19 protein-coding genes are annotated in these 19060 nt (G+C 70.8%); 7 read left to right on the top strand and 12 right to left on the bottom strand.

Annotated elements, in window-relative coordinates; all coding sequences use genetic code 11:
• Positions 1-5: 5 nt before the first annotated feature.
• Positions 6-1364, top strand: coding sequence for an ABC transporter substrate-binding protein (locus tag ACLQ2S_RS07315; RefSeq protein ID WP_155217202.1), 1359 nt, complete (start codon positions 6-8; stop codon positions 1362-1364).
• A gap of 65 nt (positions 1365-1429) precedes the next feature.
• Here the strand turns inward: ACLQ2S_RS07315 and ACLQ2S_RS07320 are convergent, their stop codons facing one another.
• The gene (locus ACLQ2S_RS07320; RefSeq protein ID WP_155217200.1) at positions 1430-2173 is read right to left on the bottom strand and encodes an enoyl-CoA hydratase/isomerase family protein; all 744 of its coding nucleotides are present in this window, start codon (positions 2171-2173) and stop codon (positions 1430-1432) included.
• Positions 2170-3096: a 3-hydroxyacyl-CoA dehydrogenase family protein gene (locus ACLQ2S_RS07325; RefSeq protein ID WP_425701373.1), complete on the bottom strand. Its 927-nt coding sequence runs from the start codon at positions 3094-3096 to the stop codon at positions 2170-2172. Before ACLQ2S_RS07325 ends, ACLQ2S_RS07320 begins: the two co-directional genes overlap by 4 nt.
• Before the next feature lie 191 nt (positions 3097-3287).
• Here ACLQ2S_RS07325 and ACLQ2S_RS07330 point away from each other — a divergent pair, with 191 nt between their 5' ends.
• The gene (locus ACLQ2S_RS07330) at positions 3288-3584 is read left to right on the top strand and encodes a hypothetical protein (RefSeq protein ID WP_425701374.1); all 297 of its coding nucleotides are present in this window, start codon (positions 3288-3290) and stop codon (positions 3582-3584) included.
• 103 nt (positions 3585-3687) lie between these two features.
• On the opposite strand, the gene ACLQ2S_RS07335 is transcribed toward ACLQ2S_RS07330, so the two are convergent.
• A complete protein-coding gene (locus tag ACLQ2S_RS07335) occupies positions 3688-4467 on the bottom strand; it encodes a class I SAM-dependent methyltransferase (RefSeq protein WP_309223089.1) in 780 nt (259 codons plus the stop codon).
• 54 nt (positions 4468-4521) lie between these two features.
• Between ACLQ2S_RS07335 and ACLQ2S_RS07340 the strand changes: the two genes are divergently transcribed.
• A complete protein-coding gene (locus ACLQ2S_RS07340) occupies positions 4522-4902 on the top strand; it encodes a PPOX class F420-dependent oxidoreductase (RefSeq protein WP_309223088.1) in 381 nt (126 codons plus the stop codon).
• Positions 4903-4980: 78 nt separating this feature from the next.
• Here ACLQ2S_RS07340 and ACLQ2S_RS07345 read toward each other — a convergent pair whose 3' ends face one another.
• Both ACLQ2S_RS07345 and ACLQ2S_RS07350 read right to left on the bottom strand, forming a co-directional pair.
• On the bottom strand, positions 4981-5190 hold the full coding sequence (locus ACLQ2S_RS07345) for a BldC family transcriptional regulator (protein ID WP_007073996.1): 210 nt from the start codon (positions 5188-5190) through the stop codon (positions 4981-4983).
• 260 nt (positions 5191-5450) lie between these two features.
• Entirely contained in the window at positions 5451-6290 is an 840-nt protein-coding gene (locus ACLQ2S_RS07350) for a hypothetical protein (protein WP_309223087.1), read from the bottom strand.
• 274 nt (positions 6291-6564) lie between these two features.
• On the opposite strand from ACLQ2S_RS07350, the gene ACLQ2S_RS07355 reads away from it, so the two are divergent.
• Positions 6565-7647: a Leu/Phe/Val dehydrogenase gene (locus tag ACLQ2S_RS07355; RefSeq protein WP_155217194.1), complete on the top strand. Its 1083-nt coding sequence runs from the start codon at positions 6565-6567 to the stop codon at positions 7645-7647.
• 284 nt (positions 7648-7931) lie between these two features.
• Positions 7932-8144 carry a DUF3073 domain-containing protein gene (locus ACLQ2S_RS07360; protein ID WP_155217192.1) on the top strand — a complete coding sequence of 71 codons (213 nt, stop codon included), beginning with the start codon at positions 7932-7934 and terminating at the stop codon, positions 8142-8144.
• A 146-nt stretch (positions 8145-8290) separates the two neighbouring features.
• Here ACLQ2S_RS07360 and amcA read toward each other — a convergent pair whose 3' ends face one another.
• The 5 genes from amcA to ACLQ2S_RS07385 all read right to left on the bottom strand — a co-directional run bounded on the left by amcA (position 8291) and on the right by ACLQ2S_RS07385 (position 13050).
• Positions 8291-8527: a multiple cyclophane-containing RiPP AmcA gene (gene amcA / locus ACLQ2S_RS07365; RefSeq protein WP_155217190.1), complete on the bottom strand. Its 237-nt coding sequence runs from the start codon at positions 8525-8527 to the stop codon at positions 8291-8293.
• Positions 8496-9599 carry a cyclophane-forming radical SAM peptide maturase AmcB gene (amcB, locus tag ACLQ2S_RS07370; RefSeq protein ID WP_305070131.1) on the bottom strand — a complete coding sequence of 368 codons (1104 nt, stop codon included), beginning with the start codon at positions 9597-9599 and terminating at the stop codon, positions 8496-8498. Before amcB ends, amcA begins: the two co-directional genes overlap by 32 nt.
• Positions 9600-9774: 175 nt before the next feature.
• Complete coding sequence (purM, locus tag ACLQ2S_RS07375; protein WP_309223086.1) at positions 9775-10929, bottom strand: phosphoribosylformylglycinamidine cyclo-ligase; 1155 nt, start codon at positions 10927-10929, stop codon at positions 9775-9777.
• 64 nt (positions 10930-10993) lie between these two features.
• Complete coding sequence (gene purF / locus ACLQ2S_RS07380; protein ID WP_309223085.1) at positions 10994-12556, bottom strand: amidophosphoribosyltransferase; 1563 nt, start codon at positions 12554-12556, stop codon at positions 10994-10996.
• 161 nt (positions 12557-12717) lie between these two features.
• A complete protein-coding gene (locus tag ACLQ2S_RS07385; RefSeq protein WP_309223184.1) occupies positions 12718-13050 on the bottom strand; it encodes a sterol carrier family protein in 333 nt (110 codons plus the stop codon).
• Here ACLQ2S_RS07385 and ACLQ2S_RS07390 point away from each other — a divergent pair.
• Positions 12974-13183: a hypothetical protein gene (locus ACLQ2S_RS07390; protein WP_230462568.1), complete on the top strand. Its 210-nt coding sequence runs from the start codon at positions 12974-12976 to the stop codon at positions 13181-13183. The genes ACLQ2S_RS07385 and ACLQ2S_RS07390 overlap by 77 nt on opposite strands.
• Before the next feature lie 55 nt (positions 13184-13238).
• Positions 13239-15347, top strand: a complete 2109-nt coding sequence (locus ACLQ2S_RS07395) for a carboxypeptidase-like regulatory domain-containing protein (RefSeq protein WP_425701375.1) — start codon at positions 13239-13241, stop codon at positions 15345-15347.
• An 80-nt stretch (positions 15348-15427) separates the two neighbouring features.
• On the opposite strand, the gene ACLQ2S_RS07400 is transcribed toward ACLQ2S_RS07395, so the two are convergent.
• Together ACLQ2S_RS07400 and purL are read right to left on the bottom strand one after the other, a co-directional pair.
• Positions 15428-16183 carry a 2-phosphosulfolactate phosphatase gene (locus tag ACLQ2S_RS07400; protein WP_425701436.1) on the bottom strand — a complete coding sequence of 252 codons (756 nt, stop codon included), beginning with the start codon at positions 16181-16183 and terminating at the stop codon, positions 15428-15430.
• A gap of 4 nt (positions 16184-16187) precedes the next feature.
• A complete protein-coding gene (purL, locus tag ACLQ2S_RS07405) occupies positions 16188-18998 on the bottom strand; it encodes a phosphoribosylformylglycinamidine synthase subunit PurL (RefSeq protein ID WP_425701376.1) in 2811 nt (936 codons plus the stop codon).
• Positions 18999-19060 lie beyond the last annotated feature (62 nt).

The raw sequence follows: 19060 nt of genomic DNA on the forward strand, positions 1-19060 counted from the left end.
CGACCATGCACATGTCGCGCGGCTCGCGTACGGCCATCCTGGCTGTCTGCGCCACGGTCCTGCTCGCCACCAGCGCCTGCGGGGATGACCAGCCCGAAGAGGCGACCACCCAACAGGTGCGCCTCTACGGCACGGACGGCAACATGCTCAACTCGTACCCGGAAGAGTTGAAGGATCGTGCCAACCTGGTCGACGGGATGAAGGGCACCACGCCGCTCACACCGCTGCCGGACAACTTCAAGAACCGGCTACGGTCCGTGGACCCTGAGCTGACCGACTACCTCTACGCCGCCGAGGCGTACGACGCGGTGGTGATCAGCGCGCTCGCCGCACAGCTCGCCGGGTCGACCGAACCCACGGCCATCGCCAAGCAGATCGTGGGCGTCACCAACGGCGGCACCAGCTGCACCTCGGTGAACCAGTGTCTGCGGCTGGCCCGGCAGGGCACCGACATCGAGTACCGCAGCGTGTCGATCACCCGGGCCGGCTTCACGGACGCGGGCGAACCGGCCACCGCCAGTTACGCCACCCTGCACTTCGACGGTCAGCAGCTCAACGACGCCAAGACGGAGTTCGTCGGCGCCGGTGACGAGTCGGCGGCCAGCAAGAAGTCCCCGCCGAAGCCCAAGAAGCAGACCGGCGTTTCCAGCGCGGAGACCGGCGCACCCCTGGTCCTCGGTGGCCTGTTGCCCAAGACCGGTGACCTGGCGCTGGCCAACCCGCCGCTCGCGGCCGGTGCGGCGCTGGCGCTCAAGGAGGTCAACGCCGCTGGCGGGGTGCTCGGCGAGGACGTGGTGTGGATCGACGGTGACGACGGCACCAACCCGGCCGTGGCCAAGGCGACGGTGGCCAGCCACGTCGAGGCGGGCGTACACGTGATCATCGGTGCTGGCGGTTCGGGTATCTCCGCGGCCGTGCTGCCGGACGTGGTGGAGGCCGGGCTGATCCTGTTCTCGCCGTCGAACACGGCGGCCAGCCTGACCGACGCCGACGACAAGGGTCTCTACTTCCGCACCGCGCCGCCGGACAGCCTCCAGGGGCGGGCGCTGGCCGACGTCATCCTCCGGGACGGCCCGCAGAAGATCGCGCTCGTGGCGCGTCAGGACTCCTACGGCGAGGGTCTCCGGGAGGTCGTCCGGGCCGAGCTGGAGCGGGCCGGATTCGGCGGCGACAAGGTCAAGCTGCTCGGCTACGAGCCGGTCGAGGACGCCGAGGCCACTCCGATCAACTTCGCCGAGGGCGCCAAGCAGATCAAGGAGTTCGGTGCCGACGCGGTGCTGATCATCGGCTTCAGCGAGTCCGCCGCGGTGATCCGGGCGCTCGCCGACGCAGAGGTGCCGCTGGCGGCGCTGGCCGCCTCCTGAGCCACCCCTGACGCGGACGGCCGCACCGTGTGACGGTGCGGCCGTCGCTGCTGTGCGGGGGTAGCTCAGCGCCCGCGTCGCCGTTCCAGGAACTCGGTCATCCGGCGCTGCTTCTCCTCGTCGGTGAAGAGGACCGCCTGACTGACCAGGTCCAGCTGCGGATGCGCGCTGGCCGGAGCGTCGACGGCGAGCTTGGTGAGCCGCAGCGCCAAGGCCGACCCCTTGGCCATCTCGTCGATCAGGGCGTGGGCCGTCGGCAGCAGTTCCTCCGGTGCGGCCACCACCCGGTTGACCAGCCCGATCCGCAGCGCCTCCGCCGCGTCCACCCGCCGGCCGGTGAACAGCAGTTCCTTGGCCAGGGTCTCGCCGACCAGCGCGGGCAGCCGGTGCGTGGCGCCAGCGCCGGCCAGGATGCCGAGCCGCACCTCCGGCTGGCCGAAGACCGCCCGCTCCGAGCAGACCCGAAGATCACAGGCGTACGCCAGTTCGGCACCGCCGCCCAGCGCCGGGCCGTCGATCGCCGCCACGGTGGGCATCGGCAGCGCCCGGATCCGGGCGAAGGCGGCCGAGTTGATCGCGGCCAGTGCGTCCAGCCGCCCGCGTTCCCGCAGTTGGGCGATGTCGGCCCCACCGGCGAAGATCCCGTCGGTGCCACCGGTCAGCAACAGCATCCGGGGGCGGGCCTCCAACTCGGCGCAGACCTCGTGCAGGGCCGCGATCAGGTCCGCGTCGATGGCGTTGCGTTTCTCCGGCCGATCCAGCGTGACCACCAGCCGGTCCGGCTGTTCCTCGACCCGCAGCCCGCTCATCGGGTCACCGCCGACGCAGAGCCCTCGGTCGGCGTGTCGCCAGCGGGCACGACCGGTTCGGTGCCGCCGGAGCGCACCCCGTCGGTCCAGCGGTAGAAGCCGTGCCCGGACTTCTTCCCCAGCCGCCCGGCGGCGACCAGTTCCGTCAGCAGCGGCGGCGGAGCGAAGCGATCGCCGTACGCGGCCTGCAACGTACGCGCGATGTCCAGGCGCACGTCCAGCCCGACCAGGTCGGTCAACTCCAACGGGCCGATGGGGTGCCGGTAGCCGAGCACCATCGCCTTGTCGATGTCGGCGGGGCTGGCGACCCCGTCGGCGACCATCCGGATCGCCTCCAGGCCGAGGGTCACGCCGAGCCGCGACGTGGCGAAACCGGGCATGTCGCGTACCACGACGGGATCCTTGCCCAGCCGACCGGCGAGCGTGACGGCCGCGTCCGTGGTCTGTACGGCGGTGGCCGGCCCGACCACGATCTCCAGCAGGGCCATCGCCCAGACCGGGTTGAAGAAGTGCAGCCCACAGAACCGTTCCGGCCGGGTCAGTCCGGCCGCGAGGTCGGCGATCGGGATGCTGGAGGTGTTGCTGCCCAGCAGCGCCGGACGCAGCGCCTCCGCCTCGGCGAGCACGGCCCGCTTGAGGTCGGCCCGTTCCGGTACCGCCTCCACGACGACGTCCGGTTCCGGTGCGACCTCGGCCAGCCCGGCCCGTAGCGTGATCCGGGCCTGGTTTGCTGCGGCCTGCTCCGCGGTGAGCTTGCCGCGTTGCGCGGCCCGCTCCCAGAGATCGGCGAGCCGCCGCAGGGCCGCGTCACCGCGCGCCCGGTCGACCTCGACCAGCTCCACGTCGTGACCGCTGCCGGCGGCCACGTACGCGATGCCGAGTCCCATCGTGCCGGCACCTACCACCACGAACCGTTCAGTCATCGCGACACCACCGCACAGTGAGAATGGGCCCTTCGCTGACGCCGCTGGCACACGGGGTAGCCGCTACGCCGGGTGCCAGCCCGTACGCTCGCTCAGTCATGCTGCGACCCTATGCAGCACCGACCCTGGTCTCATGCGTGGGGGCGGACGGGATCGGGTAAGACGCCGACAGCCAAGGGAAGGACGAGCAGATGAGCCAGGCACCGGAGACCGCGAGCGGCGCGGGCGCCCAGGAGATAGTCGAGACGCGTGGCGACGAGCGCGTCGAACTGCTGCGTGCCGACACCAACAACGACGGCCGCACCGACGTGTGGGTGGTCGACACGGACGGGGACGGCAAGGCCGACCTGTTCCAGTTCGACACCGACGGGGACGGCAAGGTGGACGTGACGATGGTCGACATCCACCAGGACGGCCAGCCGAACGGGGTGGTCGACGGCGACGGAGGGCTCCCCCCGGAGCAGCTTCCGCCAACCATCCGAGTCTGAGCAGTAAGGAAGGGCCCCCTGTTATCGCCTCCGGTATAGCAGGGGGCCCCTGTTAACCGCCCGAGCCGCGTTAACCGCCGAGCAGCCTTAACGCCCAGCTGGCTCAGGCGGTCATCCGCAAGGTGGCGAGATAGTACGGGGCGTCGCGGTCGTCCACGTCGACCAACCGCCACGGGGAACCGTGCACCAGTTCGGCGAGTTCCTCCGGCGAGCAGACCAGGTAGTCGAACCAGGGGGTACCCAGTTCGCGGTAGCGCAGCCGCAGCCGCAGTTGCCCGCCCAGGCGGCCCCGTTGCCGGTTGTGCTCGTGGTATGTGGTGTGCACCGGGTCCCGGGTGCCGTACGGATTGGTGCCGTGGGCGATCACCTGCGCGCCGGGGCGGGCCAGCTCCGCCAGCGCGGCGAGGAACGCCGGGGCCCGTTCCCGTCCCTCGATCAGCCCCAGGTTGTTGCCGAGCAGCAGGAAGGTGTCGTAGCGCCGCCCGCTGGTGGCGTGCTCGTCGACGGTGGCGTGCACCAGGTCGCGTACGCCCCGGCGGCGGCACACCTGCAACGCGCCGACCGACGTGTCCAGCCCGGTGACCGGTACGCCCCGTTCCTGGAGCAGCAGCGCGATCCGTCCGGCCCCGACCCCGACATCCAGTGTCGCGCCGCGTACCCGGTCCACCGCCCGATGATCGTGCGGCTGCCAGTGCTCCGGCCCGTCGAGGTAGTGAGCGGCCGGTGCGCCGTTGACCAGCCCGTCGTCGCGCTCGATGATCTCGATGACCGGGCGGGGCAGGCGCCCACCGGCCAGCGGCCGGGGACCGATCCCGGTCGCCACCGCCAGCGCGTCGCGCAGCAGTTCCCCGAAGACGTCACCGATCCGTGGCTCTGCCGTCACGTCCTTCACGCTATCCGGCCACTCAGCTGGCCGCACCGCCCGTATCCTGTCGGCGTGACCATGTTGGACCGCCTATCAGCGGAGAAGTACATCCTCCTGACGACGTTCCGCAAGGACGGTCGCGCGGTGCCGACCCCGGTCTGGGCGGTTCGTGACGGTGACGCCCTGGCGGTGTGGTCGGCGGCCGACGCCGGCAAGGTGAAGCGGATCCGCCGCAGCGGGAACGTCACGGTGGCCCCCTGCGACGTACGCGGCAGGCCGCACGGCGAGGCGGTGCCCGCCCGCGCGACCCTCTACGATCCCGGCGCGACCAACCGCATCCGTGGCCTGATCAAGCAGAAGTACCGGGTGATCGGTCGGCTGACCCTGCTCGGCAGTCGGCTGCGCCGGGGCGAGGGCGGCACGGTGGGCATCCGGGTTGAGTTGACCGATTGAGAACGCCCGGTCCGGGCATGACAAAGGGCGGCGGATTTCTCCGCCGCCCTTTGTTTGAAGCTCTGCTATCCGACGTGGTCAGTCCCCCTGGCGCTGCTGCGGGATCTGCCCCTGCAGTAGCGCCCTGACCTCAGACTCGCGGTATCGGCGGTGGCCGCCGAGCGTCCGGATGGCGCTCAACTTGCCTGCCTTTGCCCAACGGGTCACCGTCTTCGGGTCGACACGGAACATCGACGCCACCTCGGCCGGTGTGAGTAGCGGCTCTGGTTCGTGCGTTCGCGATGCCATCGGTCACTCCTCCACATGTATAGACATCGGCCGGGGTCCCGCCGGCCGACGCGTCTCCCATGGTCCGGCTAGTCCCCGATGTCCGACATGGGCCGAACGGCCGAACGTCCGTAGACGGACGGATGAACCATGCCCGATTTATACGACTTTTCTATCCCAGACAGTAACTTATTCGGACTCATGATCACGGTTCGTGATGCGTCAACTACGAGTTCATCTCGTGTTGAGCATGAGGATTCAGGACACTCATGTCCCAGGCGTCAGTTACAACGCTCCAGGAGCTGTACCGCACGCCAGCGGGCAACGAGCTTGTCGTACGCCGCTGACGCCTCCTCCGCCTCACCGCGGGACAACCCGGCCAGTCCGGCCGCGACCAGTTCCGGCGAGTCGTCCTCGGCCAGTGTCTCGTCCGAGAGCAAGTCGACCAGCCCGCCGTAGTCCAGCTCCACCACCGAACGCGGGTGGAACTCCTCAAGCCACCGGGCGGCCTCCTCGACCGCCTCGGTGATCGGCGCGTCGCCGACCGACTTGCGCAGCACCGCCAGCGCCCGCGACGAGCGACGGCGAGCCTTGGAGATCTCCGTCCGGAAACGCAGCGAGCGCCGGTCCGGCGCGGTCACGTGGTTGCGCTCGTCCGCCTCGAAGAGCACGAACCAGCGCAACGGCACGCCCCAGGTCGCGATCTGCTCGTGCACCCGGGGAACCCCGTGCTCCAGCACCCGGGCGCCACTACGCCAGTCCTCCACCACCGCCTTGGCCTGCCCGGCGAGCACCGGCGGCACGAAGGCGTCGGCCAACACCGGGGGTACGCCGTCCCGCGCGCTCAGCGCCGCCTCAGCCACCCGGATGCGCAGGTTCCACGGGCACACCAGCAGGGTTTCGTCGGTCTCCAGCACGTACGCCTCGTCCGGCAAGTCAGGCAGCCGGGTCCAGCCGGCGCCCAACGCCTCGATGACGGAGTTCCGCTGCCGGCCGGGCCCCTCGACCGGCGCGATCGCCCGCCCCTGTTCGACGTAACGCCGCCAGTAGGTCTGGCGATCTCGGTCGAAGGCGGTCAGCGGCTCGTACACGCGCAGGTATGAAGCGAAGAGCGACGGCACGGCGCGATCCTCCCACGAGCGGCAAGCCGAGCGGTGCTCGGCGTCGCCGAGCCACGCGGCGCGGCGCGTGATCAAGCTGGGCGAAGCCCGCCGACGGACCCTCGACCGACGACCCTCGCGGGGGCGGAACGGACCGCCCGCAGGGCGGGACGGCGACTACTCGGGAGAGCGGCGCGACGGGCTCCAATACTAGGCTCGCAACACCGGCAGCATCCCCGCCGACGTTGACCAGGTCCGCGCCCCACAAGGGTGCCCACCGACACAGGAGCCAGTCATGGGCGTATTCGCCACCACGGACGACCCGGAGTCCACGGGTCACGAACAGGTCGTGTTCTGCCAGGACAAGCAGACCGGTCTGAAGGCGATCATAGGCATCTACTCCACCGCGCTGGGCCCCGCGCTCGGCGGTACCCGTTTCTACCCGTACGACAGCGAGGAGGCCGCCCTCGCCGACGTGCTCGACCTGTCCCGCGGCATGGCGTACAAGAACGCCCTCGCTGGCCTGGACCTGGGCGGCGGTAAGGCGGTCATCTGGGGCGACCCCGAGCAGATCAAGAGCGAGGCGCTGCTGCGCGCCTACGGCCGCTTCGTGGAGTCGCTCGGCGGGCGCTACTACACCGCCTGCGACGTCGGCACCTACGTGCCGGACATGGACGTGATCGCTCGGGAGACCCGGTACGTCACCGGCCGCAGTGTCGAGCACGGCGGGGCGGGTGACTCCTCCATCCTCACCGCCTGGGGCGTGTTCCAGGGGATGCGGGCGGCGGCCGAGCATGTCTGGGGCGTACCGACCCTGCACGGCCGCCGGGTCGGCGTCGCCGGGCTGGGCAAGGTCGGCAAGTACCTCGTCGGCCACCTGTTGGAGGACGGGGCCGAGGTGGTCGCCACCGACGTCAACCCCCGGGCGCTGGAGTGGGCGCGCACCACCCACCCGCAGATCCACCTCGTCGACGACGTCACCGCGCTGGTCTCCGCCGACATCGACGTGTACGCGCCGTGCGCCCTCGGCGGCGCGCTGGACGACGACACGGTGGTGACTCTGCGGGCCAAGGTGGTGGCCGGGGCGGCCAACAACCAGCTCGCCCACTCCGGCGTGGAGAAGCTGCTCGCCGACCGGGGCATCCTCTACGCCCCCGACTACGTGGTGAACGCCGGCGGCGTGATCCAGGTCGCGGACGAGATCGAGGGCTTCGACTTCGAGCGGGCCAAGCTGCGCGCCACCCGGATCTACGACACCACGCGCGAGATCCTCCGGCTCGCCGACACCGACGGCGTACCACCGGCCGTGGCAGCGGACCGGCTGGCCGAACGGCGGATGGCCGAGATCGGCCGACTGCGCACGATTCACCTTCGCTGACGACGCGCCTCGGGGGCGGGCCGATAGTCCCGCCCCCGGCGACAGCCGGTGCGGTGATACGGCGTTTTGTGGCGCTTCGCCCTATGTCACGACCGTTCTCCGTGTCGTCCCTTACCCGGTACAATGGGTGACGACCCGACGACCGCAACGCGCGGTCATGGTCATAGGTAACCCGAGGTGCCGAACGATGGCATCCCCATGTACCGTAAGAGCCACGAGAGATGCCTGACGTCATCGGGGCCCGCCTTCGGGCTGCCCCGCATTCTGTGCGAGGGGGTCGAGCCATGGGGCGCGGCCGTGCTAAGGCCAAGCAGACAAAGGTGGCGCGGGAGTTGAAGTACCACTCCCCGAACACCGACCTCGCCGCCTTGCAGCGAGAACTCGGCGGCGGCGGCAAGTCGGACCGCAACTTCGACGACGACTACAAAGAGTACGTCGACGACGACGAGGACCACTCCGACGACGACCCGGACAACTGGGTCCGCCCGACCCGCTGACCCCCGGTCACATCTGAGCACGCGGTGACATCCGCGTGCTCACGTATGTGCCCGCTACGCAGCGGTGTCGCAGCACCTGGCGAGTCGAGGGCCCACCATGGCCGGACGATGCTCCGGCGGTGTGGCGGGCCCTCGACACCGACTGGTCAGCGGGGACGGTTGTTCCAGTTGTAGAACGTCGGGATGTTCTCGAAGTGGTTCCAGGCGCAGACCGCGGTGGCCCCGTCGCCACCCGCCACCTCCGCCCGGAGCTGACGCGCCACCTCGGCCTCGTGGAGCAGGGCGTTGAGCCCGGCAGCGGCCTCCCGCACCCGGTCGGCGACCCGTTCGGGGCCGTCTCCCGTCACGATCTCAGGCTCCCGACGACTGGTGATCTCGGGCATGCTCCAACACTCCCTCCAGTAGGCGGATCTTGCTGTTGCGGCAGTGCTCGGTCTCCGTACCGTCAAAGCGCCCCAGCTCGAAGTAGCGGTTGGCCGCGTGGCCGCCGCCACAGAAACCGAAATACGGGCAGGAGGCGCGACACGCCTCCACGCCGTCGATGAACTCGCCGACCCAGCCGGTGCCCTGCGCGTTCGCCAGGATGGTGTGCAGCGGGGTAGTGAGCACGTTTCCGCTGGAGAAGTCGCCGTACCGGGGATCGGTGAAGCCGGCCAGCTCGGGTGAGAGCACCACGACCGAGCCGTCGTAGGCCACCGTCGGTATCGGGTCGAGCCGATCGGGCAGCAGGTCGCCCGCCGTGCCGTCCAGCACCGCTGCGGCGTACCGCAACGACCATTCCACCTCCCGCAGGTGGATCCGGGGATTCCGCCGCCAGGCCGCGACCAGCTCGGCCCAGAACCCGGTCACCACCGGGGCGTCGTGGGCGTTGTCCCGGGTGTTGACTCCCTCGGTCTCCTCGATGTTGACACCGAGCACCTCACACCCGAGGTCGAGGAAGTAGTCGTACAACTCGGTGGCCCGGCCCGGTGACGGGTCGCCGACCACCGCGAGGGCTGAGAACGGCAGCCCGTGCCGACGCAACGCGGTCACCCCCCGGACGATCCGGTCGTACGCCGGTTGGCCCGCCCGGGTGACCCGCTCGCCGTTGCGTTCCCGTGGCCCGTCCACGCTCACGCTCACCCGCATCCGGTGCCGGGCGAAGAACTCACACCAGGCGTCGTCGATCAGGGTGGCGTTGGTTTGGACGTGGTGCTCCACCTCGGGCCCGAAGGGTGCCATCAACGCCGCCAGCCGCTCCCGACCGGCGGCCAGCGGCTCCCCACCGTGCCAGACCACGGAGAACCGGTCGCTGACCGCCCAGCGGTTCACCGACGCGGCCACCGCCTCGGCCACCGCGACCGGCATCTGTCGGTCCGCCGCCCGAAACGGCAGATAGCAGTACGCGCAGTCGAGGTTGCAGAGGGTGGTGGGCTGCATCACGACGTACGACGGGACGGTGGCCAGGCCGCGCATCCCGTCCAATGACCGTCCCCGCGCAGCCATCGCCCTCCTCCGTGCGGTCTTGGGCTGCCAGGCGCGACCCGGCACGGGCGCGCCCCACAGCTTTCGAGGGTGCCCTTCAGGCTAGGCGGCAACGGCCACTCGGGTGAAGCCCTGATCAGGTAATCGGACAATCACGGCAAAGTGATCAGCCTCGGGTGTGCTGGCCGACCATCTGCACCTCGCCCGTGCCCTCGATGACCTCGCCGGCCTGCCAGGCGTCGACGCCCCGGCCGGTGAGCGTGGCCAGCGCGCGGTCGGCGTCCTCCGCCGACACGATCGCGAACATGCCGACGCCCATGTTGAACGTCGCCTCCATCTCCGGGTCCTCGATCCGGCCCTTGGACTGGATCAGGTCGAAGATGGGCTGCGGCTTCCACGTCGACCGGTTGACCACGGCATCCACGTGCTCCGGCAGGATCCGCACCAGGTTGCCGGGGATGCCGCCACCGGTGACGTGGGCGAAGGCGCGCACGTCGGCCTCGGCGATCAGCTTGAGGCAGTCCTGTGCGTAGATCTTGGTTGGGGTGAGCAGCTCCTCGCCGAGGGTGCGCTGCCGACCGAAGTCGTCGATCACCACGTCCAGTCGCATCCGCCCCGCGCCGAGCAGCACGTGGCGGACCAGGGAGTACCCGTTCGAGTGCAGGCCGGAGGAACGCATCGCGATCACCACGTCGCCGACCTCAACCCGCCCGGAGCTGAGGATCTCGCTCTCCTCCACCACGCCGACGCCGGTGGCGGAGATGTCGTACTCGTCGGGACGCAGCACGCCCGGGTGCTCGGCGGTCTCCCCGCCCAGCAACGCGCAGCCCGCGTACCGGCAGCCGTCGGCGATGCCGGCGCCGATCTCGGCGACCTTGTCCGGCACCACCTCGCCGGTGGCGATGTAGTCCAGCAGGAACAGCGGCTCCGCCCCGCAGGCCACCAGGTCGTCGACGACCATCGCGACCAGGTCGATGCCGACCGTGTCGTGGATGTCCATCTGCTGGGCGATCACCAGCTTGGTGCCGACGCCGTCGGTGGAGGAGGCCAGGATCGGGTTCTTGTACTTCGAGGTGTCCAGCCGGAACAGGCCGGCGAAGCCACCGAGGTCACCCATCACCTCCGGCCTGCGGGTCTGCTTCACCTTCGACTTGAGCAGCTCCACGGCACGGTCGCCCGCCTCGATGGACACTCCGGCGTCCGCGTACGAGACCGAGCGTTTGCGCGCCGGGCGGCCGGAACCGGCCGTCCAGGGCTGACGGTCCCCGCCAGCGCCGCTCGGGCTGCTTCCTGCGCCGCTGCGCTCGGACACGTGCGTCACGGTTCTCCCCTTAGTGGTTCTCGGCTGTCGCGTCGACGGTGACCGACGCCGCAGCCGGGTGGTGCTACGGGCGGTGTGTGGTCGCCGACGGTGTGAGGTCGCCGAAACTGCTGTCGAGTGGCGGGACGAGTTGCTCGGCCGGTTCGATGTCGTCGGCCGTACCGTTGGCGACCCGGCGGCCGATTCCTTCGAGCACGTGCTTGCCGATCGAGTTGCCGACGGGCAGCTCGATCGGATACTCCCCGTCGAAACAGGCCCGGCAGAGCCGGGTCTTCGGCTGCTCGGTCGCGGCGATCAGACCGGGCAGCGAGACGTAGCCCAGCGTGTCCGCCCCGATGGAGCGCCGGATGCCGTCGTTGTCGAGGCCGTTGGCGAGCAGTTCGGCACGGGTGGCGAAGTCGATGCCGTAGAAGCAGGGCCAGGAGACCGGTGGCGAGGAGATGCGTACGTGCACCTCCACCGCACCCGCCTCGCGCAGCATCCGAACGATCGCCCGCTGGGTGTTGCCACGGACGATGGAGTCGTCGACCACCACCAGGCGCTTGCCCCGTACGTTCTCCCGCAGCGGGTTGAGCTTGAGCCGGATGCCGAGCTGACGCAGGGTCTGCGACGGCTGGATGAAGGTACGCCCGACGTACGGGTTCTTCATCAGGCCGGCGCCGTAGGTGATGCCGGACTCCTCGGCGTAGCCGATAGCTGCCGGCGTGCCCGATTCGGGCACCGGGATCACCAGGTCGGCGTCGACCGGGTGCTCCTTGGCCAGTTGACGCCCGATCTGCATCCGGGCGGCGTGCACGTTGCGACCGGCGATGGTGGCGTCCGGCCGCGCGATGTAGACGTATTCGAAGAGGCAGCCCTTGGGCTCAGGGGCCCCGAACCGGCTGGACCTCAGCCCTTCCGCGTCGATCGCGATCAGCTCACCCGGCTCGACCTCGCGGACCACGCTGGCGCCGACGATGTCCAACGCCGCCGTCTCACTGGCCACCACCCAGCCGCGCTCCAGCCGGCCGAGCACCAGCGGGCGTACGCCATGCGAGTCACGGGCGGCGTAGAGGGTCGACTCGTCCATGAAGACGAAGCTGAACGCGCCGCGCAGTCGCGGCAGGACCTCCAGCGCGGCGGCCTCGACCGACAGATCGGGCCGGCTGGCCAGCAACGTGGTGACGAGTGAGGTGTCGTTGGTGGACCCGTCGGAGCTCAGCCCACGCTCGGCCACCTCACGCTGCAACTCGGTGGTGTTGACCAGGTTTCCGTTGTGGGCCAGCGCGATCGTCGTGCCCGACGTGGTCGCCCGGATGGTCGGCTGGGCGTTCTCCCAGGTCGAGGCGCCGGTCGTGGAGTAACGCGTGTGCCCGATGGCGACATGCCCGCGCAGGCTGGCCAAGGTCGGCTCGTCGAACACCTGGGCCACCAGGCCGAGGTCCTTGTAGACCACCACGCCGGAGCCGTCGCTGACCGCGATGCCGGCCGCCTCCTGACCTCGGTGCTGCAAGGCGTAGAGACCGAAGTAGGTCAGGTTGGCGACCTCCTCCCCGGGGGCCCAGACGCCGAAGACACCGCAGGCGTCCTGGGGACCGGGTCGTTGGGGATCAAGGTCGTGGCTCAGCCGGCCGTCGCCTCGGGGCACCTGCCGCTCCCTCTTGCTGGTCTGGACTGGCCTGACGGACCCACGGGGTTGTTCCGCACTCCTCGGCCGGGACCACACTGTCGTCGCCTGACAGTGTACGCGAATCCATGTCGCCACATACAGTCACACTGTCACCGCTTTGTGTCATCCAGTCTCACCTGTCACTCCAGTTCGAGCGGCAGATACCCGGACAGGTCCGCACGCGTACCGCTCGCCTTGACGCGACCCTCCGTGACCGCCCGCGCCCAATCGAGTCGCCCCGTCGCCAACCTGAGCCAGGTTTCCGGATCCATCTCCACCGTGTTCGCCGGAGTACCGCGGGTGTGTCGCGGCCCCGGAACGCACTGAACTGCACCGTAAGGTGGGACACGCACCTCCACCGATCGGCCGGGCACACGGTCCGCGAGGAGGGTCAACATGGCCCTGACCGCCGCGCGGAGCACCGTCCGTTCGGGCGTACGCCCCTCATCGAACGCCGACAGCGCCGCCGAGATCGAGGCGGACTTAATGTACGGAGAGGACACGACGGGACGATACGGCGTGACCGCTCTGGCCGTCACGCTGGCCCTGGGTCGCGCCGATCCAGCCAGACAAGGCATAGTTGCCGACGGCGTATTCGTACCGTGATGTTCCCGCCCGACAACCGCCGGGTCAGGGGAGGTCAGTCCGGAAGGCGGTGGACGTGTCAACACACCGACGAGCCTGGCACAAGCGGGCCGGTGTGGTCGTGGCGCTGACGATCAGCGCCCTGCTCGCCGTCCCAGCCACACCCGCCATCGCCGCCCCCAGCGTGAACAACGTGTCCGCCTCCCCGAGCAGGGTCGAGGCCGGTAAGACCACAGTCGTTCGCTACTCGATCCGCGTCACAGACGATAATCCCGCCGACGTCACGGTGAGCTCCAACAACCCCAAGCTCACCTGCGTCGACGGATGCAGCCAGGGTGGCCTGAACGAGAACGGCAACTTCCAGGCGACCTTCCAGCTGGCGGGGGACGCGGCCGACGGGCAGGCCACGATCACGGTCAAGGCCGTGGACGCCACCGGCGAACAGAGCCGGAGCACGAATGTCACCCTGGTCGGCGCGGCAGCCCCGCCGCCACCGCCGACGACGCAGGCACCGCAGACGGTGCGGTCGATCTCCGGCAAGGTCGTCAACCAGGGTGGCGAGGCGGTCTCCGGCGCGTACGTCCTGCTCAAGGACAGCGCCGGCAAGCAACGCGAGACCAACACCAACGGGGACGGCAACTTCCGGTTCACCGGCAGCACCGACAACCCGATCGCTCCCGGGCGGATCGACATCGGCGCGAGCGCGAACAACCAGACGGGACTCGTGAGCTTCACCGCCAACGCCGGGCAGAGCATCACCGGACGACGGATCACCCTCCCGATCGCGGCCGCCTCGGAGAGCCCGAGCGCCAGCCCGTCGGCGAGCGAGTCGGCGGTGCCGACCGAGGACCCCTTCGAGGAAGAGGTCGGCGACGAGGAGGAGACTCCCGCCGACAGCCCCATCGCCCAGGCGCCCACGTCCAATGAGGACTCCGGCGGCTTCGGCAACTGGCTGCTGATCCTGCTGGGCGGCCTGTTCGTGGCCGTCGGTGTCGGCACGATCGTGCTGCTCTGGATGAAGCGCAAGGAGAACGAGGACGGCGAGCCCGACGGTGATGTTCCCGCCGGTGCTCCGGCCGGCGCGGTCCCGGCGGCCCGCGGCTCCTTCGCCGGTGCGGACGACCAGACCAGGGTGGTGAACCGGGTGGGCGCCGCGCCGGACCCGACAATGGTCGGCGGCCCCGGACTGGCAAACGCGCCGACGATGATGCACCAGCCGGTCGTGGACGACGTGCCGCCGGACCCGTACGGCGCACCGCCGCAGCCCTACGGTGCCGCGAGTGGGCCGGGCGGCTGGTCCGGTGCTGGTGGCGGCTACGGCGACGAGCCGGGCGGTTACGGCGCATCCGGCTACGGCAACGCCCCCTCGTCGGGTGGCGGCTACGGCAACGCTCCGTCCTCCGGCAGCGGGTACGGAACCGGCCCGTCGTCCGGCGGTGGCTACGGCAGCCGCGACTACGGCGCCGGCAACGCCGGCCCGGACTACCCCCCGGCCGGTGGAGCCGCCGGCTACGGCGACCGGTACGACGAGCCGACCGGCCGCTACAAGGGCGAGGAGACCACCTACCCGGCTCCCGCCGACCCGTACGCCACCGGCATGTACCAGCCGGAGGCCGCGCCGGGCTACGGCCAGGGCGAGCCGGGCGGATACGGGCGAGGTGAGGCCGGCTACGGCCAGAGTGATCCGACCCGGGGCTACGGCCAAGGCGAGCCGGCCGGCTACGGCCAGAGCGAACCGACCCGCGGCTACGGCGATGGTGAGCCGGGCGGCGGCTACGGACAGGCCGACCCGAACCACGGCTACCCTCCGGCTCAGTCCGGCGGTGGCTACGGCGCGGCACCGGGCGGCGGATACGGCCAGGAGTCCGGGCATCAGCGCGGCGGCTACGACAACACCAGCTACGACAGCTCGTACGGTCAGGGCGGGTACGGCGGCCCGGCCGGCGGGTACGGCCAGGACGCGCCCGGACATGGTGGCTACGACCAGGGCGGTTACGGAACCGACCCGGCCGGAGGCGGCTACGGCCAGGAGCCGCCACGCCAGCGCGGCTACGACGGTGGCTACGACCAGGGTGGCTACGGCCAGGGCGGCGGATACGGCGACCCGGCACAGGCCGGCCATGCTCGGCCCGACGCCGCACCCCAGGACCGCAGCGGTCGTCGCCTGGACTGGCTGGACGACTAGTCGGACGCAAGGCGGCAGTGGGTGAACGCCCGCTGCCGCACATCGCGCCGGGCGCGACAGTCGGCTGTGGACAGCAGTGGTCAGGCTGCGGTGAAGACGCCCTGACGGAGCAGCGGAACGACGGTGGAGGCGTCGAGGCGTACCGCGATCTCGACGTCCTCGGCGAAGCCGCCCTCGATCAGCTCCCGACCGGAGACACAGCCACGGATCGCCGCCGGTACGTCCGGAATGCTGGCCAGCGCGGCCAGTGCCACGGCCGCCTCCACGGAGAGACCACCGGGTGCACCGGAGAGGGCGTCGAGCACGCTGGCCGCACCGAGCTGGTCCTCCACCGACGGGCGCAACGAGCCGTCCGCCCACCGCTCACCGGCGGCCACCACGCCGATCGGGGCGGTCGTCGAGCCGTACCCCTGGTCGATCAGCCAACGCCCGACGGCGCGGGCGTTGCGCAGGTTGGCCGCGACCACCGGTAGCCCGGTGGCGCTGGCGGCGGCGCTGATGGCCGACCCGTTGGGCGACGGCAGCACCAGGTCAAGCACCACCGGTGCCTGGCTCAGCGCGGCTGGCGACAGCGACCACGGGTGTTCGCGGGTGACCTGTCGGCGGCCGGTCGCGGCCACCGCACCGACCCGACGCGCGTAGGCGGCGGCCTGCTCACCCCAGGGAAAGGGGTGTACGCGCATGCCCCGCCCCACCGCGACCTCGACGGTGGTGGTGAACGACAACACGTCCACCACCACCAGTGCCGCGCAGACCCGGCCGAGTTCGGCCGCGCCCGCCAGCCCCCAGTCGAACCGGACGCCCGATCCGGGTTGGGCGAACACGGCCGCGGCCAACGCCTCAGCGCTCGTCGGGCTGCTCGGTGTCACCGTGCTGCGGAGCCTCCACCCCGGCGGAGCTGACCGGCGGGGCCGGGTCGGCGGTCTCGGCCGACTCGACACGTTCGGTACGCACCGGCGGGACGGCCCGACCAGCCGACCGGTCCGGCGTCTGCTCGGTCGTCTCCGGGGCCGACTCGGCCTGCTCGCCGTCGACGGCCTGCTCGCCGTCGACGGCCTGCTCGTCGTCGGTGGCTGGCTCGTCGGTCGGTGCCAGTCCGGTCGACTCGACGGCGAAGCCGGTCGGCTCGACGGCACTGTCGGTCGGCGAGTCGGCGTCCAGGTCGGTGGTCGGCACGTCGACGACGTCCTCGACCTCCGCCGGTGCGGTCACCTCGAACGGCTGCACGCCGCCGAAGAGGGCCGGCAGCGTGCCGGTGTGCGCCTCGCGCAACTCGTCCAGGCCGATCCGGAACTGACCGTGCACCTCCAGCGCACCGCCCGTCGGGTCGGTGACGCCGATCAGCTCCCACGGCACGCCGTGCTCACCGCAGAGCGCGGTGAACGCCTTCTCGTGGCCGCGTGGCACCGAGACGAGCACCCGACCGGCGGACTCGCTGAACAGGAACACGAACGGCATCGAGGTGCCCTCGAAACGCTCCGGCACCGCGATCCGGGCCCCGACGCCGTGCCGCAGGCAGGACTCCACCAGGCTCTGGGCGAGACCGCCGTCGGAGAGGTCGTGCGCGGAGCTGAGGTGCCCGACCCGGGCGGCGTCGGCCAGCAGACCGGCGAGTTGCTTCTCCCGCGCCAGGTCGACCTGCGGGGGTACCCCACCGAGGTGCTGGTGGGTCACCCAGGCCCACTCCGAGCCGGAGAGTTCCACGTGCGTCTCGCCGAGCAGGAAGATCTGATCGTGGTCGCCGCCGGGACGCGGCACGAAGCCGGACGCCACCCGGTCGGCCACGTTGTCCAGCACGCCGAGCACACCGACGACCGGCGTCGGGTGGATGGCCGCCGCCCCGGTCTGGTTGTAGAAGCTGACGTTGCCGCCGGTCACCGGGATGCCCAGTTCGGCGCAGCCGTCGGCCAGGCCGCGTACGGCCTCGGCGAACTGCCACATCACGCCCGGGTCCTCCGGCGAGCCGAAGTTCAGGCAGTCGGTGACCGCGATCGGGGTCGCGCCGGTGACCGCCACGTTCCGGTACGCCTCGGCCAGCGCCAGCTTGGCGCCCTGGTACGGGTCGAGCCGGGCGTACCGGCCGTTGCCGTCCACCGACAGCGCCACGCCCAGCCCGGTGCGCTCGTCGATGCGGATCACGCCCGAGTCCTCCGGCTGGGCGAGCACGGTGTTGCCCAGCACGTAGCGGTCGTACTGCTCGGTCACCCAGGTCTTGTCGCAGAGGTTGGGTGACGCGATCATGCGCAGCACGGTCTCGCGCAGCGTGTCCGGGTCGTTCGGCCGGGGCAGCGTCTCCGCCCGGTCGGCCTGGAGCAGGATCAGGTCCGCCGGCTCGCGCATCGGACGGGCGTAGACCGGCCCGTCGTCCACCAGCGAGCCCGGCGGTACGTCCACCACCAGGTGGTCCCGCCAGGTGATGCGCAGCCGACCCGGCGCACCGTCCGGCTCCGGGGCGGTCACCTCGCCGATCGCGGTGGCCCAGACGCCCCACTTCTCGGCCGTCTTGAGCACCGCCTCCAGCTTCTCCGGCGCGACGACCAGCAGCATCCGCTCCTGGGACTCGCTGGCCAGGATCTCGTGCGGCTCCATCGAGGGCTCGCGCAGCGGTACCCGCTCCAGCCACACCCGCATGCCGGTGCCGGCGGAGGCCGCCGTCTCGGTCAGGGCGCAGGTCAGACCGGCGCCACCGAGGTCCTGGATGCCGACGACCAGCTCGGCGTCGTACAGCTCCAGGCATGCCTCGATCAGCAGCTTCTCCATGAACGGGTCGCCCACCTGCACCGACGGGCGGCGCTTCTCGCTGCCCTCGGTGAAGGTCGCGCTGGCGAGCACCGACACGCCGCCGATGCCGTCCCGGCCGGTCTTGGCGCCCATCAGCACCACCACGTTGCCGGGGCCGGTGGCGTCCTTCTTCTGGAGCCGCTCGACCGGCAGCACGCCGAGGCAGAGCGCGTTGACCAGCGGGTTGCCCTGGTAGCAGGGGTCGAAGACCACCTCACCACCGATGTTGGGCAGGCCGAGGCAGTTGCCGTAACCACCGACACCGGCGACCACACCGGGCAGCACCCGGGCGGTGTCGGGGTGGTCGGCGGCACCGAAGCGCAGCGGGTCCATCACCGCCACCGGACGCGCGCCCATGGCGAGGATGTCGCGGACGATGCCGCCGACACCGGTCGCCGCACCCTGGTACGGCTCGACGAAGCTCGGGTGGTTGTGCGACTCGACCTTGAAGGTCACGGCGAGTTCGTCGGAGATCCGTACGACACCGGCGTTCTCGCCGATGCCGGCGAGCAGCCGGTCGCTCGGTGGCGCCTTCTCGCCGAACTGCCGCAGGTGCACCTTGCTGGACTTGTAGGAGCAGTGCTCGCTCCACATGATCGAGTACATCGCCAGCTCGGACTGGGTCGGCCGGCGGCCCAGGATCTGCCGGATGCGGTCGTACTCGTCGTCGCGGAGCCCCAGTTCGGCGTACGGCTGGAGTTCTTCCGGGGTGCTGGCGGCACGGGGCACGGTGTCTGTCCCATCGGCCCAGTCGGTGGCCTCCGCGACGGCGGCGTGCCGGGCCGGGGCGGCCGACGGAACGGCAGCCGCCTGCGACTGCGCCGGGACCGCCTCCGGGTCCTCCCGTACCGGGTCCGGATGCGTGGTCATGACGTCTCCTTGTTGCGCTCGCCGCCCGACGGGCGGGTGAGCCGACCGATGATCCCGCCGCG

This window comes from Micromonospora sp. DT48 (assembly GCF_049844495.1).
Lineage (GTDB): Bacteria > Actinomycetota > Actinomycetes > Mycobacteriales > Micromonosporaceae > Micromonospora.

Bases quoted from the DNA above. Each gene is read 5' to 3' on its own strand.
- ACLQ2S_RS07315 (WP_155217202.1), top strand. From the start codon at position 6: ATGCACATGTCGCGCGGCTCGCGTACGGCCATCCTGGCTGTCTGCGCC.
- amcB (WP_305070131.1), bottom strand. From the start codon at position 9,599: ATGCGCGGCCTGGCCACCGTCCCGTCGTACGTCGTGATGCAGCCCACC.
- ACLQ2S_RS07330 (WP_425701374.1), top strand. From the start codon at position 3,288: ATGAGCCAGGCACCGGAGACCGCGAGCGGCGCGGGCGCCCAGGAGATA.
- purL (WP_425701376.1), bottom strand. From the start codon at position 18,998: ATGACCACGCATCCGGACCCGGTACGGGAGGACCCGGAGGCGGTCCCG.
- ACLQ2S_RS07390 (WP_230462568.1), top strand. From the start codon at position 12,974: ATGGCCCTGACCGCCGCGCGGAGCACCGTCCGTTCGGGCGTACGCCCC.
- ACLQ2S_RS07325 (WP_425701373.1), bottom strand. From the start codon at position 3,096: ATGACTGAACGGTTCGTGGTGGTAGGTGCCGGCACGATGGGACTCGGC.
- ACLQ2S_RS07360 (WP_155217192.1), top strand. From the start codon at position 7,932: ATGGGGCGCGGCCGTGCTAAGGCCAAGCAGACAAAGGTGGCGCGGGAG.
- amcA (WP_155217190.1), bottom strand. From the start codon at position 8,527: ATGCCCGAGATCACCAGTCGTCGGGAGCCTGAGATCGTGACGGGAGAC.
- ACLQ2S_RS07320 (WP_155217200.1), bottom strand. From the start codon at position 2,173: ATGAGCGGGCTGCGGGTCGAGGAACAGCCGGACCGGCTGGTGGTCACG.
- ACLQ2S_RS07355 (WP_155217194.1), top strand. From the start codon at position 6,565: ATGGGCGTATTCGCCACCACGGACGACCCGGAGTCCACGGGTCACGAA.
- ACLQ2S_RS07345 (WP_007073996.1), bottom strand. From the start codon at position 5,190: ATGGCATCGCGAACGCACGAACCAGAGCCGCTACTCACACCGGCCGAG.